Origin of the sequence: Microbacterium trichothecenolyticum (genome assembly GCF_030818955.1) — a bacterium.
Lineage (GTDB): Bacteria > Actinomycetota > Actinomycetes > Actinomycetales > Microbacteriaceae > Microbacterium > Microbacterium trichothecenolyticum_B.
This window is the reverse complement of record NZ_JAUTBF010000001.1, coordinates 1,106,806-1,131,137: the sequence shown is the minus strand read 5'-3', so window position 1 is coordinate 1,131,137 and position 24,332 is coordinate 1,106,806. Positions and strand designations below refer to the sequence as shown.

Sequence of the window (24,332 nt, the reverse complement as noted above, 5' to 3'; positions counted from 1 at the left end):
CGCCGACTCGCACGTCGCTGACCCGCCGGTCGCCGGGGCCCGCGCTGATCTGGCTAGGGTTTTACGGTGACGACTTACCTCCTCGCCGGCGGCGGCACCGCCGGGCACGTGAACCCCCTCCTCGCCGTCGCCGACGGTCTGCGCGCGCGCGACGCCTCGGCCGAGGTGCTCGTCCTCGGCACGCGCGAGGGCCTCGAGTCGCGGCTGGTCCCGCTGCGCGGGTACGAACTGCTCATCGTCGCCAAGGTGCCCTTCCCCCGACGCCCGAACAGGGCGGCGGCGGCCTTCCCCGCGCAGTTCCTGCGTGCGGTCGCCGCGGTACGCCGCATGATCCGCGAGCGCGGGGTCGACGTCGTCGTCGGTTTCGGCGGGTACGCCGCGGCCCCCGCCTACGTCGCCGCGCGACGCGAGCGCGTGCCGTTCGTCGTGCACGAGGCCAACGCCAAGCCGGGCCTGGCCAACGTGCTCGGTGCTCGCGGTGCGGCCGGGGTCGGCGTGGCGTTCGAGGGCACGCCCCTGCGCCGAGCGCGCGTGGTGGGGATGCCACTGCGCCGCGAGATCGTCGACCTCGACGCCGCGGCCCTACGTATCGAAGCCGCCGCCCGCTTCGGTCTGGATGCCGCACGCCCCACGCTTCTCGTCTTCGGCGGCTCGCTCGGGGCGCTGCGGCTGAACACGGCCTTCGGCGGGGCGTGGCGCGACGTGCTCGACGCCGGGTGGCAGCTGCTGCACGTCACGGGACAGAACTCCGACCTGCCCGACCCCGGTGTCGACGGATACGCCGTCGTGCGCTACGTCGACCGTATGGACCTGGCGTTCGCCCTGGCCGACTTCATCGTCTCGCGTTCGGGCGCTGCGACCGTGAGCGAGATCGGCGCCCTCGGTATCCCGGCGGTGTACGTGCCCTACGCGGTCGGCAACGGCGAGCAGAGCCTGAACGCCGCCGCGGCGGTGCGCGCCGGTGCGGCCCTGCTCATCGCCGACGCCGATCTCACGCCCGAGCGCGTGCGGTCCGAGATCGTACCGCTGCTGCGCGACGACGAACGCCGGGGCGCCATGCGCTCCGCAGCCGCGCGCACCGGCATCCGTACCGGCACCGAGAACGTGATCGCCCTGGTCGACGAGGCTCTCGCCCGCTGAGAGGCGGTGCTGAGCTGCTGCCCGGGGGAGGGCGGCTGCGCGGGGGAGGGCGGCTGAGAGCGCGCGTCGAGGTCGGCGCTGACCGTCGTCGCGAACGGGTGCACGCGTGTGCTCGCGCCGGCCGCGTCCCCCTCGCCGGGTCGCCGGCGCCGCAGCTGCTGTGTTTCGTGATGATGACGATGCGCTGCGACATGTGAAATTCATGTAAAGCGATTCGGTAGGTGGCATGTGGTGCGTTATACCTGACAGTGCAATGTCACATGTAATATCCCGATACCGCAAGCGGCTTCCGGGGTGGGGATGACACACATCGAGAGGAAGGCGGCCATGGCGCTCATCGAGGTATCCGCGCACGGCGCGGAGCGCGTCGGCATCGACCTGGAGCATCTGTCGAAGAGGTACGGCGACACCGTCGTGCTCGACGACGTCTCGCTGCACGTCGAGCCGGGCACGGTGACCGCGCTCATCGGACCGTCCGGGGCGGGAAAGAGCACGTTCCTGCGCTGCATCAACCTGCTCGAACGGCCCGACTCCGGCGTCATCCGCGTCGATCGGCACGTCATCGAGCCCGGACGCGCGGTCACCGCTCGCGATCTCGCCGCCCTCCGTCGATCGGTGGGAATGGTGTTCCAGTCGTTCAACCTGTTCCCGCACCTGAGCGTGCTCGAGAACATCGTCTTCCCGCAGCGCAAGGTGCTCGGGCGCAGCAAAGAAGAGGCGCACGACCGGGCCCACGCGCTGCTGTCGCGGGTGGGGCTGTCCGACAAGGCGAACGAGCACCCCGGGCGCTGCTCGGGCGGTCAGCAGCAGCGCATCGCCATCGCGCGCGCTCTGGCCCTCGAGCCGAGCATCATGCTCTTCGACGAGCCCACCAGTGCCCTCGACCCCGAGGTCGGCCTGGAGGTGCTGGCGGTGATGCGCGAGCTCGCCGACGAGGGGATGACGATGCTCGTCGTCACCCACGAGATGCACTTCGCCCGCGACGTCTCGGACACCCTCGTGGTGATGGCCGACTCGCACATCATCGAACAGGGCGACCCTCGCGCGATCATGTCCGACCCCCAGGTCGAGCGCACCCGCCGGTTCCTGCGCGCGGTACTGGAGCGCTGATGGACGTTCTCGCCGCCGCCGTCGCGGTCCTCAAAGGACTGCCGCTCACCCTGCTGCTCGCCGTGTGCGCCATGCTCATCGGCGTGGTCGGCGCCCTGCCCGTGTCGCTCGGCCTGCAGTCCCGCCACCTCGCGCTGCGACTGCTCTGCCGTGTGTGCGTCGACCTGGTCCGTGGCATCCCCATCATCGTCTGGCTCTTCGTGTTGAAGTTCGGCATCGTCATCGGCGGATTCAAGCTCGACGCCCTGCAGTCGGCCATCGTGGGCCTGGGCCTCGTCTCGATCGCCTATCTCGCCGAGATCTACCGCGGCGGCATCCAGACCGTGCCGCGCGGGCAGACCGAGGCGGCCGAGGCGCTCGGCCTCACCCCGCGCACGCGCCTGTTCCACGTCGTGCTCCCGCAGGCGTTCACGATCGTGTCGCCCTCGATCGCCACCTACTTCGTCGGGCTGCTGAAAGACACCTCGATCGCCTCGACCATCGTCGTCGCCGAGATGGTGTTCCAGGCGCAGTCCTTCGCGCGACAGAACCCCACCCTGGCGGGGCTGCTTCCCTACGTCATCGCGGGCGGGCTCTACATCGTGCTCAGCCTGCCGGTGGCCTACGCGTCGCGTCGGCTGGATGCGCGTCTTCGACGGGCGGTGGCATGATGCAGCTCCTCGCCGACTGGGCCTCTTACCTGCCGTCGATGCTCGACGGACTGCGCATCAGCCTCGTGCTCGCCCTCATCTCCATCGTCGTGGGCTACGCCCTGGGCATCGTGCTCGCATTCGGCGTCTCGGTGCGGGCCACCGTCGTCCGCGTGGCGTGTCTCGTGATCGTGGAGATCGGGCGCGGAGCGCCCGCACTGGTGATCCTCTACCTGGTGTACTTCGGCCTGCCCAAGGTCGGGATCACCTTCGACAGCTTCACCGCCGCGTGCATCGGTCTGTCGTGGAACGCCGCCGCGTACTCGTCCGAGATCATCCGCGCAGGCGTCCAGTCCGTTCCGCGCGGGCAGCTCGAAGCCGCCGACGCGCTGGGGCTCACGCGCGGCTGGACCCTCGCCCGGGTCGTCGCCCCGCAAGGGCTGCGCTCCGCGATCCCGGGCCTCATGGGGCTCGCCATCCAGATGTTCCAGGGCACGTCGCTGGCGTACGGCATCGCCGTGCCCGAGCTGATGAAGCAGGCCTACCAGCTGGGCTCGCAGAACTTCCAGTACCTGCAGGTGTTCGTCCTCGCCGGCCTCGTCTACGCCGTCGTCTCGGTTCCCGCCACCTGGATCACCGTCTTCTTCGAGAAGAGGCTCGGTGCCCACCGTGCATGAGTCTGACTCGTCTCCTCCGTCCCCCGTGCTCCACCCGTCCGCTCACCCCTGAGAGAAAGCACATCCCATGCACCGTCGCCCCACCCTGTCCCGTCCCCTCCGCCACGTCGGCCTGCTGGCCTCGGCTGCCGCCGTCACCGCGCTGGCCCTGAGCGGCTGCAGCTCCCCGCAGAGCACCGTCGCGGACGGCTGCACCCCGGCCCACGAGGGCATCACCACCGTCTCGTCGGGCAAGCTGACCGTGGGCGTCATCGACATCGTCCCCTTCTCCAGCTACAACAGCGGCGAGCCCGCCGGCATCGACGTCGACATCGTCAAGGACATCCTCGAGAAGGAGTGCCTCGAGCCGGTCTGGCAGCAGGCCACCTATGCCGACGCGGTGCAGTCGATCTCGAACGGCACGCTCGACATCGCCATCGGCACGATCGATGCGACCGAGAAGCGTCTGAAGGCCGTCGACTTCTCGGCATCCACGTACCTCGACGGCATGGGGATCGTCTCCAAGGACGGACAGACGTCGGTCGCCGACATCGAGAAGTCCACCGGTCAGGTCGGCACTATCGAGGGCTACCTGTGGGTCGACGATCTGCGCGCGATCCTCGGCGACCGGCTGCAGACCTACCCCAGCTCGGTGGAGCTCAAGGCCGACTTCGACGCCGGCCGGCTCACCACTCTCATCGACGCCTACGGCACCGCGGTCGCGGAGTTCCCGGGCGACGACTCGGTGAAGATCGCCCTGGCGAACAAGACCCCCGATTCGCGCGTCAAGGCGCTCGAGCCCGCCCCCGAGGCGGCGTTCCCCCTGACGAAGGGGAACACCTCGCTCAAGACGGCGATCTCGGACGACATCGAGGCCATGCGCGCCGATGGAGCCATCGCTGGCCTGCTGTCGAAGGCGGGCCTGGATCCCGATCTCGGCAAGGTGCAGGCGACGCAGTACATCGTTCCCGCCAGCTGACGTTCTGGGGTGTGCGGCGTCGAGCCGTCGCACACCCCCACCCTGTACAATTGCAATAACACGTGCGCACCCCGCTAACACGAGAGACTCTCCCATGACCGAACGCAAGCCCTGGCACGGTGTCAACCTCGCCACCACCCTTCCCTTCCACGACGACTTCTCGGTCGCGTACGACGCGTACGCCGAGCACGTCCGCTTCACCACGGCGAACGGCGTGACCGGCATCATCCCCAACGGGTCGCTCGGCGAGTACCAGACCCTGACCGAACAGGAACGCAAGCAGGTGTTCCTCACCGCGGTCGAGGCGGCCCCCGAGGGCGTCGCCGTCATTCCCGGGGTCGGTGCGTACGGCGCCCTCGAGAGCGTGCGCCTCACCGAGCACGCCGCCGAGAACGGCGCCCCCGCTGTCATGCTGCTTCCGCCGAACGCCTACAACGCCTCCGACGACGAGGTCGTCGACCACTATCGTCGCGTGGCCGAGGTGGGCCTGCCGATCCTCGCCTACAACAACCCGATCGACACCAAGGTCGACCTGCGGCCCGACCTGCTCGCGCGGCTGTTCTCCGACGGGCTCATCGTGTCGGTGAAGGAGTTCTCGGGTGACGTGCGCCACGCGTTCGAGATCCGCGAACTCGTGCCCGACCTCGACATCTCGATCGGCTCCGACGACGTCGTGCTCGAACTCGGCATCAACGGCGCCCTCGGGTGGGTGGCCGGGTACCCCAACGCCATCCCGTCGGCCACCGTCGAGCTGTACGAGCTGTCGACCTCGGGCGACCCGCAGAAGTGGCAGCGCGCGCTGGAGATCTACCGCGATCTGCACCCGCTGCTGCGCTGGGACTCCAAGGCGTGGTTCGTGCAGGCGATCAAGCTGTCGCAGCAGGTGGCCGGGGTCGCCCCCGCGGGCATCACCACGCGCCCGCCCCGCCTGCCGCTGCCCGAGCCCGTGCGCACCCGGATCATCGCCGACACCGAGGCCGTGCTCGCCAAGGGCTACAAGTGATCGGGGGTTCCCGTGCGCTCCGCTGAGGTGTACCACGCGGTCGACTCGCACACCGAAGGGATGCCGACCCGCGTCATCGTGGGCGGGGTCGGCGTCCTCCCTGGCGAGACGATGGAGCAGCGTCGGCAGTGGTTCCTTCAGCACCGCGACCACGTGCGGACCTTCCTGATGACCGAGCCGCGCGGGCACTCCGCCATGAGCGGTGCCATCCTGCAGCCGCCGACCCGGCCCGACGCCGACTGGGGCGTGCTCTACATCGAGGTCTCGGGATGCCTTCCGATGTGCGGCCACGGCACGATCGGCGTCGCGACGGTGCTAGTGGAGACCGGCATGGTCACCGTCACCGAGCCCGTGACCACCATCCGTCTCGACACCCCCGCGGGACTCGTCGTCGCCGACGTCCAGGTGCGCGACGGGCACGCCGACGCGGTGACGATCCGCAACGTCCCGTCGTTCGTGCACATTCTCGACGCCTCCGTCGAGGTGCCCGGCTACGGTGAGGTCGCGTACGACCTCGCGTTCGGCGGCAACTTCTACGCCCTCGTGTCGACGGAGAGTCTCGGTATCCCGTTCGAGCGCGCCCGCAAAGATGAGCTGTTGCGCGCGGGCCTGGCCATCATGGCGGCCGTGGAGGCGCGACGCGGAGCCGGTCCATCCGCTCGACGCCGGCATCCGCGGCGTGCACCACGTCTACCTCGCGGCGCCCGGCTCGACCGCCCGGCACTCGCGGCACGCCATGGCGATCTTCCCCGGCTGGTTCGATCGATCGCCGTGCGGAACGGGCACCAGCGCCCGCATGGCACAGCTGCACGCGCGCGGCGAGCTGCCCCTGCACACCGACTTCGTCAACGAGTCCTTCATCGGAACGACGTTCGTCGGGCGGCTCGTCGAACAGACCGAGGTCGCGGGCATCCCCGCAGTGGTCCCGACCATCACCGGTCGCGCCTGGGTCACCGGCACCGCGCAGTACATGCGTGATCCGTCGGATCCCTTCCCGCGCGGATTCCTGCTGTGAACGCCGTCGTCGGCACGTCGTCCGCCGAGACCGGGGAGTCACCGGGGCTGCCCGGCGACATCGCCTTCATCGACGCCGCGGCCATTCGCGAGATCGCGCATCCCCGGGTCGCGGTCGCGGCGATCACCGCGGCCCTGCGCGACGGGCTCGACCCCGAGGCGGATCAGCCACGCCTCTCGTCGCCGCTGCCAGTGGGGGAGTTCCTGCTCCTGCCCGCCCACTCGCGCACGCACGCGGGACTGAAGACCCTCACCGTGGCTCCGCACAATCCCGCTGCCGGGGCGCCCAAGATCCAGGGCTGGTACCTGCTGTTCGACGGGAGCGATCTTCGCCCGGTCGCGGTGCTCGAGGGCGCCGCCCTCACGCTCGTGCGCACGCCCGCCGTGACCGCGGTGGCCATCCGTGGCCTTCTCGGCGGCGAGCAGGCCTCGCCCTCGATCGCGTTGCTCACCGTGATCGGGACGGGACCGCAGGCCGAGGCGCACGTGCGAACGCTCGCCGCGGTCGTCCCGGTGCAGCAGGTCGCTGTGCTCGGGCGGCGCAGCGACGCGGCGGCCGCGCTGGCGGCACGGCTTTCCGACACGGTGCCGGCGCGCGTCGCCACCGACGCCGACCTCCGCGCCAGCGACGTGGTGATCACGGCGACGTCGTCGTCGACGCCGGTGCTCGGGCTGGACGACATCGGCGCAGACGCCATCGTCGCCGCGGTCGGGGCGCATGGGCTCGACCACCGTGAGATCGACGCGACGCTCGTCCGGGCCGCCGACGTGATCGTCGAAGGGCGCGCGTCGGCGCTGCGCGAGAACGGCAACCTCATGCAGGCGCGTCCGGTCGACGAGTGGGAGTCGGGCGTACAGTCGCTGACGACTCTGGCGGAGCTGGTGAGGTCGAGACCCGAGAGGCTCGGAGGGCGTCCGGCCCTCTACACCGGCGTGGGAATGGCATGGGAGGACCTCGTGATGGCGGAACGGATCGTGGCCGAGCGGCGCAGGACGCCGCACGTGACGGTGGCAGGGGAGAGTGGATCGTGACCGAGGGCCCGGGCGAGTTGCGCAACGTCGTGCGCCTGCAACGGCAGCCGAACATCCGTGAGACGGTCAAGCAGGCGCTGCGCTCGGCGATCGTCAGCGGCGAGATGCGCCCCGGCGAGGTGTATTCGGCGCCGAGCCTGGGCGAGCAGTTCGGCGTGTCGGCGACCCCCGTGCGCGAGGCGATGCTCGACCTCGTCCGCGAGGGGCTCGTCACGCCGCTGAACAACCGGGGCTTCCTCGTCACCGAGGTCTCCGATCGCGATCTCGAAGAGGTCGCCGGCATCCGATTGCTGTTGGAGCCGCCCGCTGTTGAAGCAGCCACCCCCCGCATCCCCGACGGGGAGCTGGCCTCGTTGCGCATCCTCGCCGACGAGATCGTCGTCCACGCCGAGCGGGGCGAGCTCGTCGAGTACCTGTCCAAAGACAGCGACCTGCACCTGACGATCCTGCGCTATACCGGCAATGACCGCCTCGTCGACCTCGTCGCGCAACTGCGCTCGCAGACACGGCTTTTCGGTCTGTCGCGCCTCGCCGCCCAGGGGCATCTGGCCGACTCCGCGCGCGAGCATCATGAGATCCTCGCCGCCATCGCCGCCCGTGACGCCGCGGGCGCCCGCGAACTGGTGCGCGGGCACATCGCCCACGTCACCACCGACTGGTCCGGTCGTGACGCGGCGGCCGAGCCGGCCGCTGCCGAGCCGACGGCGACCGACGCCGCCGCAGCCGACGACGCGGGCGCCGACGCGGGCGCCGGCGCGCAACGCCGAGGTGCGCGATGAGCCGGAGCCCCGACGTCGTCGTGATCGGCGCGGGGATCGTCGGCGCGGCCGTGGCGTGCTTCGCCGCGCGCGCGGGACTGCGTGTCGTGGTTCTGGACCGCGGGCCGATCGCCTCGGGCACAAGCAGCCGATGCGAGGGAAACCTCCTGCTCTCCGACAAAGAGGTCGGTCCCGAGCTCGAGCTCGCCCGGTACTCGCAGAGCGTGTGGCGTGAAGACCTCGCCGAGCACGCCGAGAAGTGGGAGTTCCAGGCCAAAGGCGGGCTCGTGGTGGCGACGTCCGACGCCAGTGCCGCCACGCTGCGCGCTCTCGCCGAGCACCAGCGGGGCCTCGGCATCGAGGTCGACGACGTCGCCGATTCGGCAGCGCTCCGCACCTACGAACCCGCTCTCTCCCCGGCGCTCGTGGCCGGAGCGTTCTATCCGCAGGACGCGCAGGTGCAGCCGGTGCTGGCCGCCCACCACCTGCTCGCGCTCGCCCGTGCCGACGGCGCCGAGGTGCGACCGCACCACCCCGTCGACGAGATCCTCGTGCGCGGCGGTCGCGCGATCGGCGTCCGCACGCGCGGTGAGGTCGTCCCGGCCGGGGCCGTGATCAACTGCGCCGGCCCGTGGAGCGGCGAGGTCGCCGCGTCGGCGGGCGTGCATCTGCCGGTCCTCCCACGACGGGGATTCGTGCTCGTGACCGAGCCTTTGCCGGTGACCGTGCATCACAAGGTCTACGCAGCCGAGTACGTCGGTGACGTCGCCAGCGGCGACGCCGGGCTTCAGGTGTCGCCGGTGGTCGAGGGCACCCCGAGCGGGACGGTGCTCATCGGCGCGAGCCGCGAGCGCGTCGGGTTCGACGAGAGCTGGGCGTTGGAGCCGGTGACGCGACTGGCCAGCGCTGCGATTGCGCTGTTCCCGGCATTGGCCGGGGCGAACGTGCTGCGGACGTACACGGGGTTCCGCCCGTACTGCCCCGATCACCTCCCCGCCATCGGCGAAGACGACCGTCTCCCCGGCCTCTGGCACGCCACCGGGCACGAAGGAGCCGGGGTCGGACTGTCGGTCGGGACGGCCAAGCTCCTCGTCCAGGCGCTCCGGGGGCAGACGCCCGATCTCGACCTCGCCCCGTTCCGCCCCGCGCGCCTCGACCTGGTGGCCGCCGCATGAGCGCCGTGGATCGCGAGCGCGCCGCCGAATCCGCCCACTTCTCGTTCGACGGCGAGAGCGTGCCGTTCGTCGCCGGGCAGAGCGTCGGCGCCGCGCTCATGGCGCACGGCATCACGTCGTGGCGCACCACCCGCGTGCAGCAGCGCCCCCGGGGACTGTTCTGCGGCATCGGCGTGTGCTTCGACTGTCTGCTCACCGTCGACGATCGGCGCAGTCAGCGCGCGTGCCTGGTTCCCGCCGTCGCCGGAGCCCGCGTCCTGAGCGCGGATCCGGATGCTCCCCTCGTCGCCGCCGACGCCGCCGAGCGCCCGTGCGTCCCCGCGGGCGAGGCGCCGCATGGAGACGACGCCGTTTCGTCCCCCACGTCGAGAGAGGTCTCATGACGCGCACACTGGCCGTCATCGGTGCAGGCCCCGCGGGCCTCGCCGCCGCCGTCACCGCCGCCGAACAGGGCATGACGGTGACGGTGATCGATGCGGGCCTGCAGAGCGGTGGACAGTTCTGGAGGCACCCGTCCGAACCCCATCTGCCGCACTTCGCGCGCGACGAGTCCGTCGGTCACCACCACTGGCGACGCTTCGTCGACCTGCGCACACGGCTGGACGCCGCGGTCGCTCGCGGAGCCGTCCGCCGTCTGTACGGCCGTCAGGTGTGGCAGATCCTCGCGGGCGGCACCGGCTTCGTGCTGCACACCGCCGCCGTCGCCGGCGCCGATCCCGTACCGCCCGCCGAACGCGCGGTGTCGGCCGAGCGAGTCATCCTGGCCACCGGTGCCTACGATCGGCAGCTGCCCGTCCCGGGCTGGACGCTGCCGGGCGTCATGGCCGCCGGCGGCGTGCAGGCCCTGGTCAAAGCGCATCAGATCGCACCCGGGCGCCGCGCGGTGGTGGCCGGGACCGGGCCGTTCCTGCTGTCGGTCGCGGCGGGACTGGCCGAGGCCGGTGTCGAGGTGGTCGCCGTGTGCGAGGCGAACTCGCTCCTGCGGTGGGCCCGCCGCCCGCTGCACGCGGCCCTCGAGCCCGGGAAGCTCCTCGAGGGGGCCGAGTACGCGCGCACGTTCCTGCGTCACCGCATCCCCTTCCGCTCCCGCACGATCGTCACCCGCGTGCACGGCGAGGATCGGGCAGAGGGGGTCTCGCTCTCTCGCGTCGACACGCGCGGCCGCGCCACGGGCGAGCCCACCCGTGTGGATGCCGATCTCGTGGCGTTCGGGTGGGGGTTTACGCCGCAGCTCGAGCTGGCGGTGCAGTTGGGGCTTCGCACCCGTCTCGACGTCGACGGCTCGCTCGTGGTCGACATCGACGCCGATCACCGCGCCTCGCTGTCGGGTGTCTACGTCGCGGGGGAGGCGACCGGGATCGGCGGCGCCGTGCAATCGTGGACCGAGGGCGAGCTCGCGGCCCGCACGACGGTGGCCGACGCCCTCGGCACCGACGCCCCCGCGCGTCGGCGAGGGCTGCGTCGACGCGTCGCGCGGGCGCGCGCCTTCGCCCGCGCGATGCATGCCGCGAGCGTCGTGCCGACCGAGTGGTCGAGGTGGCTGGAGCCCGACACGCTCGTCTGCCGATGCGAAGAAGTCGACGCGGCGGCCATCGCCGAGGCCGTCGACGACCAGCGCGCCGAAGACCCGCGCGACGTCCGCGTCACGGCGCGTCCCGGGATGGGGTGGTGTCAGGGCCGGGTCTGCGGGTTCGCCCTCGCGAGCCTGGTCGGAGAACGGACCGGATGCCGATGGAGCACCGCCCAGATCGAGCCGCTGCACAAGCGGTCGATCGGTATCCCGCTCCCGCTCGGCGAGATCGCGGCGCTCGCAGGGGCGTCGACGCCCCCTGAGCCCGAGAGCCCGCACGCGCACGCGCTCGCGCCGGCCACCGCGGCGCCCGACCGCCCCTGACAGGAGAACCGATGACCATCCCCGACACCACCGCCGAAGAGGTCGACCGCATCGTCGCCCGCGCCGCCGAGGCCTCGTCCGCCTGGGCGCGGACGGCCCCGACCGAGCGGGCACGGGTGATGCGCGCGCTCGCCGGCGCCCTGGACGGTGCCGGCCCCGGCCTCATCGACGTCGCCGCCGAAGAGACGCATCTGACCGAGACACGTCTGACCGCGGAGCTGGTCCGCACGACGTTCCAGCTGCGTTTCCTCGCCGACGAGATCGTTCGCGGACAGTGGCTCGACGCGTGCATCGACCACGCCGACCCCGACTGGCCGATGGGCGCGCCGCGCCCTGACCTGCGGCGGGTGCGGATCGCGGTCGGACCGGTCGTGGTGTTCGCGGCCGGCAACTTCCCGTTCGCGTTCTCGGTGGCCGGGGGCGATACGGCCAGCGCCCTGGCCGCCGGCAGCGCCGTGGTGCTGAAGGTGCACCCGGGCCACCCGCGTCTGAGCGCGGAGACGGCGCGTGTGATCGATGAGGTCGCCTCGGCCGCCGGGGCCCCCGATGCGCTCGTGCAGACCGTCTTCGGCACCGAGGCGGGGGCGCGGGTGCTGCGGGCGCCGCAGATCGCCGCGGGAGCCTTCACGGGGTCGATCTCAGGCGGCCGCGCACTGTTCGACATCGCCGCAGCCCGACCCGAGCCCATCCCGTTCTTCGGTGAGCTCGGCAGCGTCAACCCGGCCTTCGTCGCACCCGGCGCGGCGCGGGCCCGGGCGGGCGAGATCGCCGACGGGTTCGTGGCCTCCGTCACCGGCAGTGCGGGGCAGCTCTGCACCAAGCCGGGACTGCTCTTCGTGCCGGCGGACTCCGAGCTGCCCGCGATCCTGACCGACGCGGTGCTGCCCGACGGCGTGCCGATGCTCAACGACGCGATGCGCGCGGGATTCGCCCGCCGCCTGGGCGCGCTCGCCGACCACCCCGACGTCGTCGTCGCGAACGGAGTCGTCGACGCGGCATCCGCGAGCCCGACGCCCGTCCTCCTGCGCGTCGGGGTGGACCAGGTCGTCGCCGACCTCGAGACCCTCACGGGCGAGGTGTTCGGCCCCGCCGCTCTCGTCGTCGAGTACGACGACGAGAGCGTCCTGCCGGCTCTGGCGGCGCGATTGGAGGGCCAGCTCACCGCGAGCCTTTTCGCCGATCCGGATGACGCCCTCGCGGCCGATCTGCTGCCGGTGCTCTCGGGCCGGGCGGGGCGCGTGCTGTGGAACCAGTGGCCCACCGGCGTCTCGGTGACGCACGCGCAGCATCACGGCGGTCCGTACCCGGCGACGACCGCGCCGGCGACGACCTCGGTGGGGGCCGCGGCGATCACGCGCTTCACCCGACCCGTGGCGTATCAGAACGTGCCCGACGCGCTGCTTCCCGAGCCGCTGCGCGAGTCCAACCCGTGGGGCGTGCCGCGCGTGGTCGACGGTGTCTTGACGACGCACTGACGACGCCGCGGCGGAGAACGCCCTGCGTGCTCGCCGAGAACAGGGGATGCCACGAGAACAGGGCCGATGCCGGGTGCGACGGCCTGTCCTCACGGCATCCCCTGTTCTGGTGAACGGCGCATCGGCGCGATACGCCGGCTCCGCGCGTCGGCGCGATCGCACCGGCCCGCAGGGCGCGCCGAGGCCGATGCGCAGCATGGGCGACGTAAACTCGCAGACGCCATGATCAGACCCGACCTGAGCCTCCCCATCCCCGCGACCATCACCTCCGCGCACTTCATCGGTGTGGGCGGTTCGGGCATGTCCGGCCTCGCGCGCATGTTCCTCGACCGCGGCATCCGGGTCTCCGGCTCCGACCGCGCCGACAGTGCAGCGCTGCGCGACCTCGCCGCCCGGGGCGCCACCGTGTACGTGGGGCACGACGCGGCCCACCTCGGAGATGCCGACACCGTCGTGCACACCGGCGCGATCTGGCCCGAGAACCCCGAGTTCGTCACGGCGAAGCAGCGCGGCCTGCACGTCATCCACCGCTCGCAGGCGCTGCACTGGCTCATCGGCGGACGCCGCCTGGTCTCGGTCGCCGGAGCGCACGGTAAGACCACCTCGACCGGCATGATCGTCACGGCGCTGCGCGCGCTGAACGAGAACCCGACGTTCGTCAACGGCGGCGTGATCGCCGACCTGGGCGCCTCCAGCGGCACCGGTTCCGACGAGCTCTTCGTCATCGAAGCCGACGAGTCCGACGGCACGTTCGAGCTGTACGACACCTCGGTCGCGCTCATCACCAACGTCGACCCCGACCATCTCGACCACTACGGCTCGCGCGATGCGTTCGACGCCGCCTTCGCGCGTTTCGCCGACGCGGCGAGCGAGGCCGTGGTCATCTCGGCCGACGACGCCGGGGCCCGCGCGGTGCGCGAGCGCATCACGCACGCGAACGTCGTCACCTTCGGCGCGGCAGAGAACGTCGACGTCCGGCTCAGCGGCATCCGCACCGACGGGCCGGTCGCCTTCACGCTGACCGCCGACGGCGAGAGCGTCGACGTGCAGTTGCGCGTTCCCGGCGCCCACAACGCCGTCAACGCCGCGGGGGCGGTTGCCGTGCTCCGCGTGCTCGGCCATTCGCTCGAGGGCGCCGCCCGCGCGGTGGAGGGCTTCGGCGGCACGGTGCGCCGGTTCGAGCTGCACGGCGTACAGCAGGGCGTCAGCGTCTACGACGACTACGCGCACCACCCGACCGAGGTCGCCGCCGCCCTCTCGGCCGCGCGGACGGTCGTGGGCGAGGGGCGCATCATCGCGATCCAGCAGCCGCACACGTACTCGCGCACGCAGGAGATGTACCGCGAGTTCGCCGAGGTGCTCGAGACCCACGCCGACCACACGGTCATGCTCGACGTGTACGGCGCGCGCGAAGACCCCGTGCCGGGTGTCACCGGCGAGCTCGTCAGCGGCGCGTTCGCCGACCCGGCACACGTGCACTACGTGCCCGATTGGCAGGCGGCCGCCGACTACACGGCCGAGATCGCCCGTCCCGGCGACTACGTCATCACGCTGGGCTGCGGAAACGTGTACCAGATCATCCCGCAGGTGCTCGAAGCGCTCTCGCGTACCGAGGCCGCGGCGGTCTGAGCGTGAAGCGGCCGTCGCCCCTGCCCGCGGCCCCGGCGTCGGGGCCGCCCGCCCGTCGGCGGGTCGACGAGCCCGTCGCGCCGCCGCCGCTGCGGCATCCCGACCCCGCTGACGAGACGACCCCGCTCGTGCGCCCCGTCGCGGCGGAGCCGTCAGCGTCGCAACGGGATGCCGAGGGGGCGAGCCTGCGCGACGTCTGGCGCGCGTCGCGGGCGCGGCGCCGGGCGCTGACGGCCGAGGTGCGCCGCTTCACGGTGCGTCAACGCCGCCGCCGACGCGTGTGGATCGGTGTGGCCGCCGCTTTCGTCGTCATGGTCGTCGGGACGGTGGGAGCGGCGTACAGCCCGCTGTTCGCCGTCGAGCGCATCGATGTGGTGGGGGCCTCACAGCTCGACGTCGCGGCGGTGACCACCGCCCTCGACGCACAGATCGGCACCCCGCTGGCCCTGGTCGACGACAGCGCGGTGAAGGCGGCGCTCGTGCGTTTCCCGCTCGTGGAGACCTACACACTCGAGGCGCGGCCGCCGCACGACCTGGTGGTGCGCATCGTCGAGCGCACCCCGATCGGTGTGCTGCAGACCGCGGCCGGCTTCACGGTCGTGGATGCCGCGGGCGTCGCTCTCTCGACCACGCCCGCCGCCCCCGCGGGTGAACCGTTGCTGGAGATCTCGGGCGGGACCGACTCCGAGGCCTTCCGCGCGGCGGGACGGGTCATGCGTGCTCTACCGGATGCCGTGCGTACGCAGGTCACCGGGGTCACCGCGTCGACGCCCGATGACGTGACCCTCACCCTCGGGGCGACCGGGTCGCGGGTGGCGTGGGGGAGCGCCGACCGCTCGGCCGAGAAGGCGGTCGTGCTCGATCGGCTGATGGCGAAGAGCCCGCCGGATCGCACGAAGGAGTACGACGTGACCTCGCCCGAGGCCGGCGTCGTCCGCTGATATCCGAGGGGATAATCCGACACGCCGCGTGTCGCTCGGGCAGGCTCCTTCGCGCCGCCTACCTTCGAGCTAAGGAATTGCATACCGGGCAATTCTTTAACCCTCAACATGAGGTTTAGAGTTTCGGGTTCGGGGACAAACGGAGGCCGGCATGAGCCACAACCAGAACTACCTCGCCGTGATCAAGGTCGTCGGTGTGGGCGGGGGCGGCGTCAACGCCGTCAACCGCATGATCGAGCTCGGCCTGCGCGGCGTGGAGTTCATCGCGATCAACACCGACGCCCAGGCGCTGCTCATGAGCGACGCCGACGTCAAGCTCGACGTCGGTCGCGAGCTCACGCGCGGGCTCGGCGCCGGAGCCGACCCCGAGGTCGGTCGACGCGCCGCCGAGGATCACGCGGAAGAGATCGAAGAGGCCCTGCGCGGCGCCGACATGGTCTTCGTGACCGCCGGCGAGGGCGGTGGCACCGGCACGGGTGGGGCGCCCGTCGTCGCCAAGATCGCCAAGTCGATCGGCGCGCTGACCATCGGTGTCGTGACCAAGCCCTTCTCGTTCGAGGGCCGCCGTCGCCAGAGCCAGGCCGAGGGCGGTGTCGGGCGCCTGAAGGAAGAGGTCGACACCCTCATCGTCGTCCCCAACGACCGTCTCCTCGAGATCAGCGACCGCGGCATCTCGATGATCGAGGCCTTCGCCACGGCCGACCAGGTGCTGCTCGCCGGTGTCCAGGGCATCACCGACCTCATCACGACCCCCGGTCTCATCAACCTCGACTTCGCCGACGTCAAGTCGGTCATGCAGGGTGCGGGGTCGGCCCTGATGGGCATCGGCTCGGCGCGGGGAGCGGATCGCGCCATCAAGGCCGCCGAGCTCGCCGTCGAATCGCCCCTCCTCGAGGCATCGATCGAGGGCGCGCACGGCGTGCTGTTGTCGATCCAGGGCGGATCGAACCTCGGCATCTTCGAGATCAACGACGCGGCCCAGCTGGTCAAAGAGGCAGCGCACCCCGAAGCCAACATCATCTTCGGTACGGTCATCGACGACACTCTCGGCGACGAGGTGCGCGTCACCGTCATCGCCGCGGGTTTCGACGGCGGAGAGCCCTCGTTGCGCATCGACGCGGTCGGCGCGCAACGTCCCGTCACGGCACCCGTCGTTCCGGCCATCCCCGCCGACGACGTGGCGCGCGACCTCGACGCCGCGCAAGAGCAGAAGAGCGCAGCCGAGCGCCCGACCGAGCGTCGTCCCGAGCCGGCGCCCGTCACCGCCCGGGTGCCCGAGACCTCGTACGACGGCGGCTACGCCGACGACGACCTCGACGTGCCCGACTTCCTGAAGTAAGCGCGAGAGTTCCGCCGAAAGCGGGCCCGGTGTCCACCGGGCCCGCTCTCGTCGTCGAAGGAGCAGCATGGACACCGCCCTGGCCGACCGCCTCGCCGCCGTCGACGAGCGAATTCGGGATGCCGCCCGCGCGGCGCACCGCGACCCCGCGGAGGTCACCCGCATCGTCGTGACGAAGTTCCACCCCGCATCCCTCGTCACCGACCTGCACGCGCTCGGCGTGCGCCACGTCGGCGAGAACAGGCAGCAGGAGCTCACGGCCAAACGCGCGGAACTCACCGGCATCCGGGATCTCACCTGGCACTTCATCGGCCAGGCCCAGACGAACAAGGCGCGCGCGGTGCGGGCGAGTGCGGATGCCGTGCATTCGGTCGATCGTGCGCGCATCGCCGACGCGCTCGACGCGGCCGGGGCAGACGGCATCCTCGACGTCTTGCTGCAGGTGAACCTGACGGATGACCCGGGCCGCGGAGGGGTGGCCCCGGCGGGAGTCGAGGAACTCGCCGCGCACGTGGCGGGCCTGCCGAGCCTGCGCCTGCGCGGCGTCATGGCCGTCGCCCCGCTCGACGAGGAGCCGGCGCGGGCCTTCGAGCGGCTGCGACGATCCGCCGACGACGCGCGTCGTGTCGTGCCGGATGCCGGGTGGATCTCGGCGGGCATGACGGGCGATTTCCCCGAGGCGATCGCGATGGGCGCGACACACCTGCGGATCGGGTCCGCAATCACGGGCCCGAGGCCCCCGCGCGACTAGCCTCGAACCAGACGAGCGAACGGAGGAAGCGATGTCGAACCCCCTCAAGAAGACGATGGTGTACCTGGGCCTCGCCGATGAGGAAGAGACCTATGAGGAGACTGCGCCGCAGCCCATCGCGCGGAAGCAGCAGCCGACGCAGGTCGCACCCGTCGAAAAGGCTGCCCCGGTGACCCCGCTGCACCGCCCCGCTGTGGTGCGTCAGCCCTCGGTCGGTCCGGTCAGTGAGATCCTCACGGTGCACCCCAAGCAGTACCGTGACGCGCAGACGATCGCCGAGAACTTCCGCGAGGGCATCCCGGTCATCATCAACCTGTCGCAGATGAGCGACGCCGACGCGCGTCGCCTGATCGACTTCGCGAGCGGTCTCTCGCTCGGGCTGTACGGTCGCATCGAACGGGTGACGAGCAAGGTCTTCCTGCTCTCGCCCGAGAACATCGCCGTGTCCGGCGATGGTGCGATCGCTCAGGCCGACCCCGAGGGCGTGCCCTTCACGTCGCCGTAAGACCCGTGGCCGTTGTCAGCCTGATCGGCTCCGTCCTCAGCGCGATCCTCTTCATCTACATCGTTCTGCTGCTCGCGCGCCTCGTGCTCGAGTACATCCCGATGTTCAACCGTGAGTGGCGTCCGCGCGGCGCGACCTTGGTTGCGGCGGAGATCGTGTACACCGTGACAGATCCGCCGATCAAGCTCATTCGCCGTATCATTCCCCCGCTCCGCGTCGGCGGTATCGCGTTCGATTTCGGTTTCGCGATCACCCTGTTCGTCTGCTTCTTGCTGCTGAGTGTCACCCGGTCGCTCGCTGCCCTATAACTCTCGGAGCTGCCGTCCTTCGACACCGACGGAGGGCGACGGCTATGCTGTCCCGAAGCGGTACGCCCCGGTGCGACACCCCAATAGTTCCAACTCAGAGCTCTCGAAAGAGGAAACACCATGGCACTGACCCCCGATGACGTCGTCACCAAGCAGTTCCAGCACGTCCGCTTCAAGGAGGGCTTCGACCCCGACGAGGTCGACGACTTCCTCGACGAGATCGTCGTCGAGTGGCGCAAGACGATCGCCGAGAACGAAGAGCTGAAGGCCAAGCTCGCTGCCTACGAGTCGGGTGAGGCCGCCCCGGCCGTTGCCCCCGCGGCCGAGGCGCCGCAGGCGGCGCAGCCCGTCGTGGCCGAGTCCCCGGCTCCCGTGGCTGCGGCCCCCGCCGCCGACGACGCGGCTCCCGCGGCGCAGAGTGCCGGCATCATCGAGCTCGCTCAGCGTCTGCACGACGAGCACGTCGCCGAGGGCAAGGCCCAGCGCGATCAGCTCGTCAGCGAGGCGCAGGCCCAGGCCGCGTCGATCCTCGCCGAGGCCGAGCAGAAGGGCCGCGAAGAGCGTGCCCGTCTCGAGAAGGAGCGCACCGTCCTCGAGGGCCGCATCACCGAGCTCCGCAACTTCGAGCGCGACTACCGTTCGCAGCTGCGCAGCTACATCGAGGGTCAGCTCCGCGACCTCGACACCACGGCATCGTCCTCGGGCTCGACGCCGGTGTCGGCGATCGGCCTGTAGGACCACTCTTTGCGCAGTCGATCTCCTCTGCGTCCGGCGGCGGCCGGCATCGTCATCGCGATCCTTGCGGTGGTGGTGCTGGCCGCCGACCAGTTGGCGAAGACCGTCGCCATCGACAATCTCCCTCCGGAGCGCGTCGTCCCGGTCTTCGGCGACGTGCTGCAGCTGTACCTCGTCCGCAACCCCGGGGCCGCCTTCTCGCTCGGCGAGGGCGTCACGTGGTTGTTCACCATCGCCCTCGCGGTCGTCGCCGGCGTGATCGTCTTCCTCGCCGTGCGCCGCGTACGCTCGCGCCTGTGGGCGATCGTGCTCGGTCTGCTGCTGGGCGGCGTGCTCGGGAACCTCACCGATCGCCTGCTGCGCGAACCCGGGTTCCCGGTGGGCCACGTCGTCGACTTCATCTCGACGCCGTGGATGATGCCCGCGATCTACAACGTCGCCGATGTGTTCATCGTGTCGATGATGATCTCGGTGGCGCTCCTCGTGTTGTTCGGCCTGCGACTCGACGGCACCCGCGAGACCCGCGCGTCGCGTGCACGCCAACCCGCCGAGACCGACGGCGGTGCGGTCGACGCGTCGAGCGAGCCGGGCATGCGCTGACATGGAGTCACGGAGCCTGCCCGTCCCCGACGGGCTCGACGGAACGCGCATCGACCAGGGTCTGGCCAAGATGCTCGGCTTCTCGCGCACGTTCGCGGCCGAGGTGGCCGATGCAGGAGGCGTGAGCGTCGACGGGCGCGTCGCGGGCCGCTCCGACCGCTTGCGGGCCGGCTCCTGGCTGAGCGTCGAATGGGAGCCCCGGCGCGAGCCCGAGATCGTTCCCGTCGAGGTGCCCGATCTGGGGATCGTGCACGACGACGATGACATCGTCGTCGTCGACAAGCCGGCCGGCGTCGCCGCCCATCCGTCCGTCGGGTGGGAGGGGCCCACGGTGCTCGGTGCCCTCGCCGCCGCGGGCTTCCGCATCGCGACGAGCGGTCCGGCCGAGCGACGCGGCGTCGTGCACCGCCTGGACGCCGGCACGAGCGGCCTCATGGTCGTCGCCAAGACCGAGCGGGCCTATACCGTGCTCAAGAGCGCGTTCAAGGAGCGCGAGGTCGACAAGATCTACCACGCCGTCGTGCAGGGGCACCCCGACCCGCTGGCCGGCACGATCGACGCGCCGATCGGTCGGCATCCCCATCACTCGTGGAAGTTCGCCGTCACCCCCGACGGCAAGGACTCCGTGACGCACTACGAGACCCTCGAGGCCTTTCCGCGGGCGTCGTTGCTCGAGATCCATCTCGAGACCGGACGCACCCACCAGATCCGGGTGCACATGGCCGCCCACCGCCACCCGTGTGCGGGAGACCCGCTGTACGGAGCCGATCCGACGCTGTCCGCGCGACTCGGGCTCACACGTCAGTGGCTGCACGCGCATCGCCTCGCCTTCGCCCACCCGGGCACGGGGGAGTGGGCGAGCTTCGTGTCGGCCTACCCCGCCGATCTCGCGCACGCGCTGGAGATCCTGAGCGACGGCGTCTGACGCGCCCCTTCGCGCCGGGCGGCGTCACGGCGTCCGTGGTGCACGGGATGCCGGAGCTCGAGCGACGCGCCCGGGGCGGCGGCGCCGGCTGGGCGGGTGCCGTGAACTTCCTCGGTCGATGTCGGAGGCCGAACGTACACTCGATACGTGGCAGCAGACTCCTTCGTTCATCTTCATGTGCATAGCGAGTATTCGATGCTCGACGGAGCGGCCCGCATCGGGCCGATGGTGCAAGAGGCCGTCAAACAGGGCATGCCGGCGATCGCCGTCACCGACCACGGCAACACCTTCGCCGCCTTCGAGTTCTACAAGACGGCGAAAGACGCCGGCATCAAACCCATCATCGGCATCGAGGCGTACGTCACCCCCGGCACGCACCGTTCCGACAAGACGCGCGTGCGCTGGGGCACCCCCGAGCAGCAGAGCGACGACGTCTCGGGCTCGGGCGCGTACACCCATATGACCCTGCTGTCCGAGACGACGCAGGGCATGCACAACCTCTTCCGCCTGTCCTCGAAGGCGAGCATGGAGGGGTACTACTTCAAGCCCCGCATGGACCGCGAACTGCTGCAGACGTACAGCAAGGGCCTCATCGCCACGACCGGCTGCCCCTCGGGCGAGGTGCAGACGCGCCTGCGTCTGGGGCAGTACGAGGCCGCCCGGGCGGCAGCGGCCGAGTTCCAAGACATCTTCGGCAAAGACAACTACTTCGCCGAGATCATGGATCACGGCCTGTCGATCGAGCGTCGCGTCATGGGCGACCTGCTCAAGCTGTCGAAAGACCTCGGCATCCCGCTCGTGGGCACCAACGACCTGCACTACACGCACCAGCACGACGCGACGAGCCACGCCGCCCTGCTGTGCGTGCAGTCGGGGTCGACGCTCGACGACCCGAAGCGCTTCAAGTTCGACGGCGACGGATACTACGTCAAGTCGCCCGCCGAGATGCGCCAGGTGTTCCGCGATCACCCCGAGGCGTGCGACAGCACGCTGCTCATCGCCGAGCGCTGCAACGTCGAGTTCGACACCTCGGCCAACTACATGCCCCGCTTCCCGGTGCCCGACGGCGAGACCGAGGGCAGCTGGATGATCAAAGAGGTCGAGAACGGCCTGCACGACCGCTATCCCGGCGGCATCCCCGACGACGTGCGCAAGCAGGCCGAGTACGAGACCGACGTCATCCTCCAGATGGGATTCCCGGGGTACTTCCTCGTGGTCGCCGACTTCATCAACTGGGCCAAGCGCAACGGCATCCGCGTCGGTCCCGGTCGTGGCTCGGGCGCCGGCTCGATGGTCGCGTACGCCATGAAGATCACCGACCTCGACCCGCTCCAGCACGGCCTCATCTTCGAGCGCTTCCTCAACCCCGACCGCGTCTCCATGCCCGACTTCGACGTCGACTTCGACGACCGTCGTCGCGGCGAAGTGATCCAGTACGTCACCGAGAAGTACGGCGACGAGCGCGTCGCGCAGATCGTCACCTACGGCACGATCAAGGCCAAGCAGGCCCTGAAAGACGCCGGCCGTGTGCTCGGCTTCCCCTTCAGCATGGGCGACAAGCTCACCAAGGCCATGCCGCCTGCGGTCATGGGCAAAGACATGCCGCTCGACGGCATGTTCAACCCCGAGCACCCCCGGTACAAAGAGGCGAGCGAGTTCCGCACGCTGATCGAGACCGACGCCGAGGCCAAGACGGTGTTCGACACCGCGCTCGGGCTCGAGAACCTCAAGCGCCAGTGGGGCGTGCACGCGGCCGGCGTGATCATGTCGAGCGAGCCGCTGATCGACATCATCCCGATCATGCGTCGCGAGCAAGACGGTCAGATCGTCACACAGTTCGACTACCCGGCGTGCGAGTCGCTCGGCCTCATCAAGATGGACTTCTTGGGGCTTCGCAACCTCACCATCATCAATGACGCCCTCGACAACATCGAGGCCAACCGCGGCCACCCGCTCGTGCTCGAAGACCTCGCGCTCGACGACGCGGCATCCTACGAACTGCTCGCCCGGGGCGACACGCTGGGCGTGTTCCAGCTCGACGGCGGGCCCATGCGCTCCCTCCTGCGCCTGATGCGCCCCGACAACTTCGAAGACATCTCGGCGGTGCTCGCGCTTTACCGACCGGGTCCCATGGGCGTGAACTCGCACATCAACTACGCGCTGCGAAAGAACAAGCAGCAGGAGATCGAGCCGATCCATCCCGAGCTCGAGGAGCCGCTGGCCGACATCCTCGACACGACGTACGGCCTCATCGTGTACCAGGAGCAGGTGATGGCCGTCGCGCAGCGCGTCGCCGGCTACACGCTCGGCCAGGCCGACCTGCTGCGCCGCGCGATGGGCAAGAAGAAGAAGAGCGAGCTCGACAAGCAGAAGGAGATCTTCTTCGGCGGCATGACCGAGCGCGGCTTCGGCGAGGTCGCTCAGCAGACGCTGTGGAAGGTGCTCGAGTCGTTCGCCGACTACGCCTTCAACAAGGCCCACACCGCCGCCTACGGGCTCGTCTCGTACTGGACGGCGTACCTGAAGGCCCACTATCCCGCCGAGTACATGGCGGCGCTCCTCACCAGCGTCGGCGATTCCAAAGACAAAATGGCGGTGTACCTCAACGAGTGCCGCCGCATGGGTATCAAGGTCCTGCCGCCCGACGTCAACGAGTCGATCCGCTTCTTCGCCGCCGTGGGGGAAGACATCCGCTTCGGCCTGGGCGCGGTGCGCAACGTCGGCGCGAACGTCGTCGACGGGATCGTCGCCGCGCGTCAGGAGGCCAAGTACACGTCGTTCCACGACTTCCTGGCGAAGGTGCCGATGCACGTCGCCAACAAGCGGACGGTCGAGTCGCTCATCAAGGCGGGGGCCTTCGACTCGCTCGGGTCGACGCGCCGCGCGCTCATCGAGGTGCACGAAGACGCCTGCGAGGGCGCCGTGCTCGACAAGCGCCGCGAGGCCAACGGCGAGGTCGGTTTCGACTTCGACTCCCTGTGGGACGAGCCGCAGCAGGTCGTCAAGGTGCCCGAGCGCCCGGAGTGGACGAAGAAAGACAAGCTGGCCTTCGAGCGCGAGATGCTGGGGCTGTACGTCTCCGATCACCCGCTCGCGGGTCTCGAGGTTCCGTTGGCCAAGCACGCCTCGATCTCGATCCACGACCTGTTGTCGTCCGAAGACGTGCAAGACGGCGACCAGGTGACGGTCGCGGGCCTGCTGACCAGCGTGCAGCATCGCGTGGCGAAACAGAGCGGCAACCCGTACGGCATGGTCACCGTCGAGGACTTCAACGGCGAGGTGACCGTCATGTTCATGGGCAAGACGTACGCCGAGTTCGCCCCGGCTCTCGTCGCCGACAGCATCATGGTCGTGCGCGGACGCGTGTCGCGCCGCGACGACGGGCTGAATCTGCACGCGCAGAGTGCGTTCGCCCCCGACCTCGAGGGTCTCGACGAAGCGGGAGGCCTGACGCTGATGGTGCCGGAGCAGCGCGCGAGCGAGGCGCTCGTCGGCGAGTTGGCTCAGATGCTGCGCCGGCACGCAGGCGACACAGAGGTTGTTCTCAAACTTCACAAAGGCGGCACCGCGAAGGTCTTCGAGGTTCCCCTGCCGGTGCGCGTGACCGCCGACCTGTTCGGCGAGCTCAAGGGCCTCCTCGGCCCCAACTGCCTCGGCTGACATCCCCGTCGAGAGCCGCAAGCCCAGTGGATGCCAAAAGCCCGCTGGATAGGATGACCGGGCGTTCCGCCGCC

22 protein-coding genes and 1 pseudogene are annotated in these 24,332 nt (G+C 70.4%); all 23 read left to right on the top strand.

What is annotated here, in order from left to right; translation table 11 throughout:
- Positions 1–66 precede the first annotated feature (66 nt).
- The 23 genes and pseudogenes from QE412_RS05465 (at position 67) to dnaE (ending at position 24,258) form a co-directional block, all read left to right on the top strand.
- On the top strand, positions 67–1,140 hold the full coding sequence (locus QE412_RS05465) for a UDP-N-acetylglucosamine--N-acetylmuramyl-(pentapeptide) pyrophosphoryl-undecaprenol N-acetylglucosamine transferase (RefSeq protein ID WP_307481029.1): 1,074 nt from the start codon (positions 67–69) through the stop codon (positions 1,138–1,140).
- 327 nt (positions 1,141–1,467) lie between these two features.
- Positions 1,468–2,250 carry an amino acid ABC transporter ATP-binding protein gene (locus tag QE412_RS05460; RefSeq protein WP_307481027.1) on the top strand — a complete coding sequence of 261 codons (783 nt, stop codon included), beginning with the start codon at positions 1,468–1,470 and terminating at the stop codon, positions 2,248–2,250.
- Positions 2,250–2,900: an amino acid ABC transporter permease gene (locus tag QE412_RS05455; RefSeq protein WP_307481025.1), complete on the top strand. Its 651-nt coding sequence runs from the start codon at positions 2,250–2,252 to the stop codon at positions 2,898–2,900. The genes QE412_RS05460 and QE412_RS05455 overlap by 1 nt, the downstream gene beginning before the upstream one ends.
- Complete coding sequence (locus QE412_RS05450; RefSeq protein WP_307481023.1) at positions 2,897–3,556, top strand: amino acid ABC transporter permease; 660 nt, start codon at positions 2,897–2,899, stop codon at positions 3,554–3,556. The genes QE412_RS05455 and QE412_RS05450 overlap by 4 nt, the downstream gene beginning before the upstream one ends.
- Positions 3,557–3,623: 67 nt before the next feature.
- Entirely contained in the window at positions 3,624–4,514 is an 891-nt protein-coding gene (locus QE412_RS05445) for a substrate-binding periplasmic protein (protein ID WP_307481021.1), read from the top strand.
- Positions 4,515–4,608: 94 nt separating this feature from the next.
- On the top strand, positions 4,609–5,517 hold the full coding sequence (locus tag QE412_RS05440) for a dihydrodipicolinate synthase family protein (protein WP_307481020.1): 909 nt from the start codon (positions 4,609–4,611) through the stop codon (positions 5,515–5,517).
- Between the two features lie 12 nt (positions 5,518–5,529).
- Positions 5,530–6,532 (top strand): annotated as a pseudogene (locus QE412_RS05435) (proline racemase family protein).
- Positions 6,529–7,563: an ornithine cyclodeaminase family protein gene (locus QE412_RS05430; protein ID WP_307481018.1), complete on the top strand. Its 1,035-nt coding sequence runs from the start codon at positions 6,529–6,531 to the stop codon at positions 7,561–7,563. Before QE412_RS05435 ends, QE412_RS05430 begins: the two are co-directional and overlap by 4 nt.
- Positions 7,560–8,342, top strand: a complete 783-nt coding sequence (locus QE412_RS05425; RefSeq protein ID WP_307481016.1) for a GntR family transcriptional regulator — start codon at positions 7,560–7,562, stop codon at positions 8,340–8,342. The genes QE412_RS05430 and QE412_RS05425 overlap by 4 nt, the downstream gene beginning before the upstream one ends.
- On the top strand, positions 8,339–9,496 hold the full coding sequence (locus QE412_RS05420; protein ID WP_307481015.1) for an NAD(P)/FAD-dependent oxidoreductase: 1,158 nt from the start codon (positions 8,339–8,341) through the stop codon (positions 9,494–9,496). Before QE412_RS05425 ends, QE412_RS05420 begins: the two co-directional genes overlap by 4 nt.
- Positions 9,493–9,879, top strand: a complete 387-nt coding sequence (locus tag QE412_RS05415) for a (2Fe-2S)-binding protein (protein ID WP_307481013.1) — start codon at positions 9,493–9,495, stop codon at positions 9,877–9,879. Before QE412_RS05420 ends, QE412_RS05415 begins: the two co-directional genes overlap by 4 nt.
- Positions 9,876–11,390, top strand: coding sequence for an FAD-dependent oxidoreductase (locus QE412_RS05410; RefSeq protein ID WP_307481011.1), 1,515 nt, complete (start codon positions 9,876–9,878; stop codon positions 11,388–11,390). Before QE412_RS05415 ends, QE412_RS05410 begins: the two co-directional genes overlap by 4 nt.
- Before the next feature lie 11 nt (positions 11,391–11,401).
- The gene (locus tag QE412_RS05405; protein WP_307481009.1) at positions 11,402–12,865 is read left to right on the top strand and encodes an aldehyde dehydrogenase family protein; all 1,464 of its coding nucleotides are present in this window, start codon (positions 11,402–11,404) and stop codon (positions 12,863–12,865) included.
- 222 nt (positions 12,866–13,087) lie between these two features.
- On the top strand, positions 13,088–14,494 hold the full coding sequence (murC, locus tag QE412_RS05400) for a UDP-N-acetylmuramate--L-alanine ligase (protein WP_307481007.1): 1,407 nt from the start codon (positions 13,088–13,090) through the stop codon (positions 14,492–14,494).
- A gap of 2 nt (positions 14,495–14,496) precedes the next feature.
- Entirely contained in the window at positions 14,497–15,435 is a 939-nt protein-coding gene (locus QE412_RS05395) for an FtsQ-type POTRA domain-containing protein (RefSeq protein WP_307481005.1), read from the top strand.
- A 151-nt stretch (positions 15,436–15,586) separates the two neighbouring features.
- On the top strand, positions 15,587–16,774 hold the full coding sequence (gene ftsZ / locus QE412_RS05390; protein WP_307481003.1) for a cell division protein FtsZ: 1,188 nt from the start codon (positions 15,587–15,589) through the stop codon (positions 16,772–16,774).
- Positions 16,775–16,841: 67 nt separating this feature from the next.
- The gene (locus tag QE412_RS05385) at positions 16,842–17,525 is read left to right on the top strand and encodes a YggS family pyridoxal phosphate-dependent enzyme (protein ID WP_307481001.1); all 684 of its coding nucleotides are present in this window, start codon (positions 16,842–16,844) and stop codon (positions 17,523–17,525) included.
- A gap of 31 nt (positions 17,526–17,556) precedes the next feature.
- Positions 17,557–18,030, top strand: a complete 474-nt coding sequence (locus QE412_RS05380; protein WP_307480999.1) for a cell division protein SepF — start codon at positions 17,557–17,559, stop codon at positions 18,028–18,030.
- A 5-nt stretch (positions 18,031–18,035) separates the two neighbouring features.
- Entirely contained in the window at positions 18,036–18,338 is a 303-nt protein-coding gene (locus tag QE412_RS05375; RefSeq protein WP_307480997.1) for a YggT family protein, read from the top strand.
- 120 nt (positions 18,339–18,458) lie between these two features.
- Positions 18,459–19,073 (top strand): DivIVA domain-containing protein, encoded by a 615-nt coding sequence (locus QE412_RS05370; protein ID WP_307480996.1) that lies wholly within the window; start codon positions 18,459–18,461, stop codon positions 19,071–19,073.
- Positions 19,074–19,082: 9 nt separating this feature from the next.
- Positions 19,083–19,673: a signal peptidase II gene (gene lspA / locus QE412_RS05365; RefSeq protein ID WP_307480994.1), complete on the top strand. Its 591-nt coding sequence runs from the start codon at positions 19,083–19,085 to the stop codon at positions 19,671–19,673.
- Position 19,674: 1 nt separating this feature from the next.
- Positions 19,675–20,598: an RluA family pseudouridine synthase gene (locus tag QE412_RS05360; RefSeq protein WP_307480992.1), complete on the top strand. Its 924-nt coding sequence runs from the start codon at positions 19,675–19,677 to the stop codon at positions 20,596–20,598.
- A gap of 195 nt (positions 20,599–20,793) precedes the next feature.
- On the top strand, positions 20,794–24,258 hold the full coding sequence (gene dnaE, locus QE412_RS05355) for a DNA polymerase III subunit alpha (RefSeq protein WP_373426567.1): 3,465 nt from the start codon (positions 20,794–20,796) through the stop codon (positions 24,256–24,258).
- Positions 24,259–24,332: the final 74 nt, after the last annotated feature.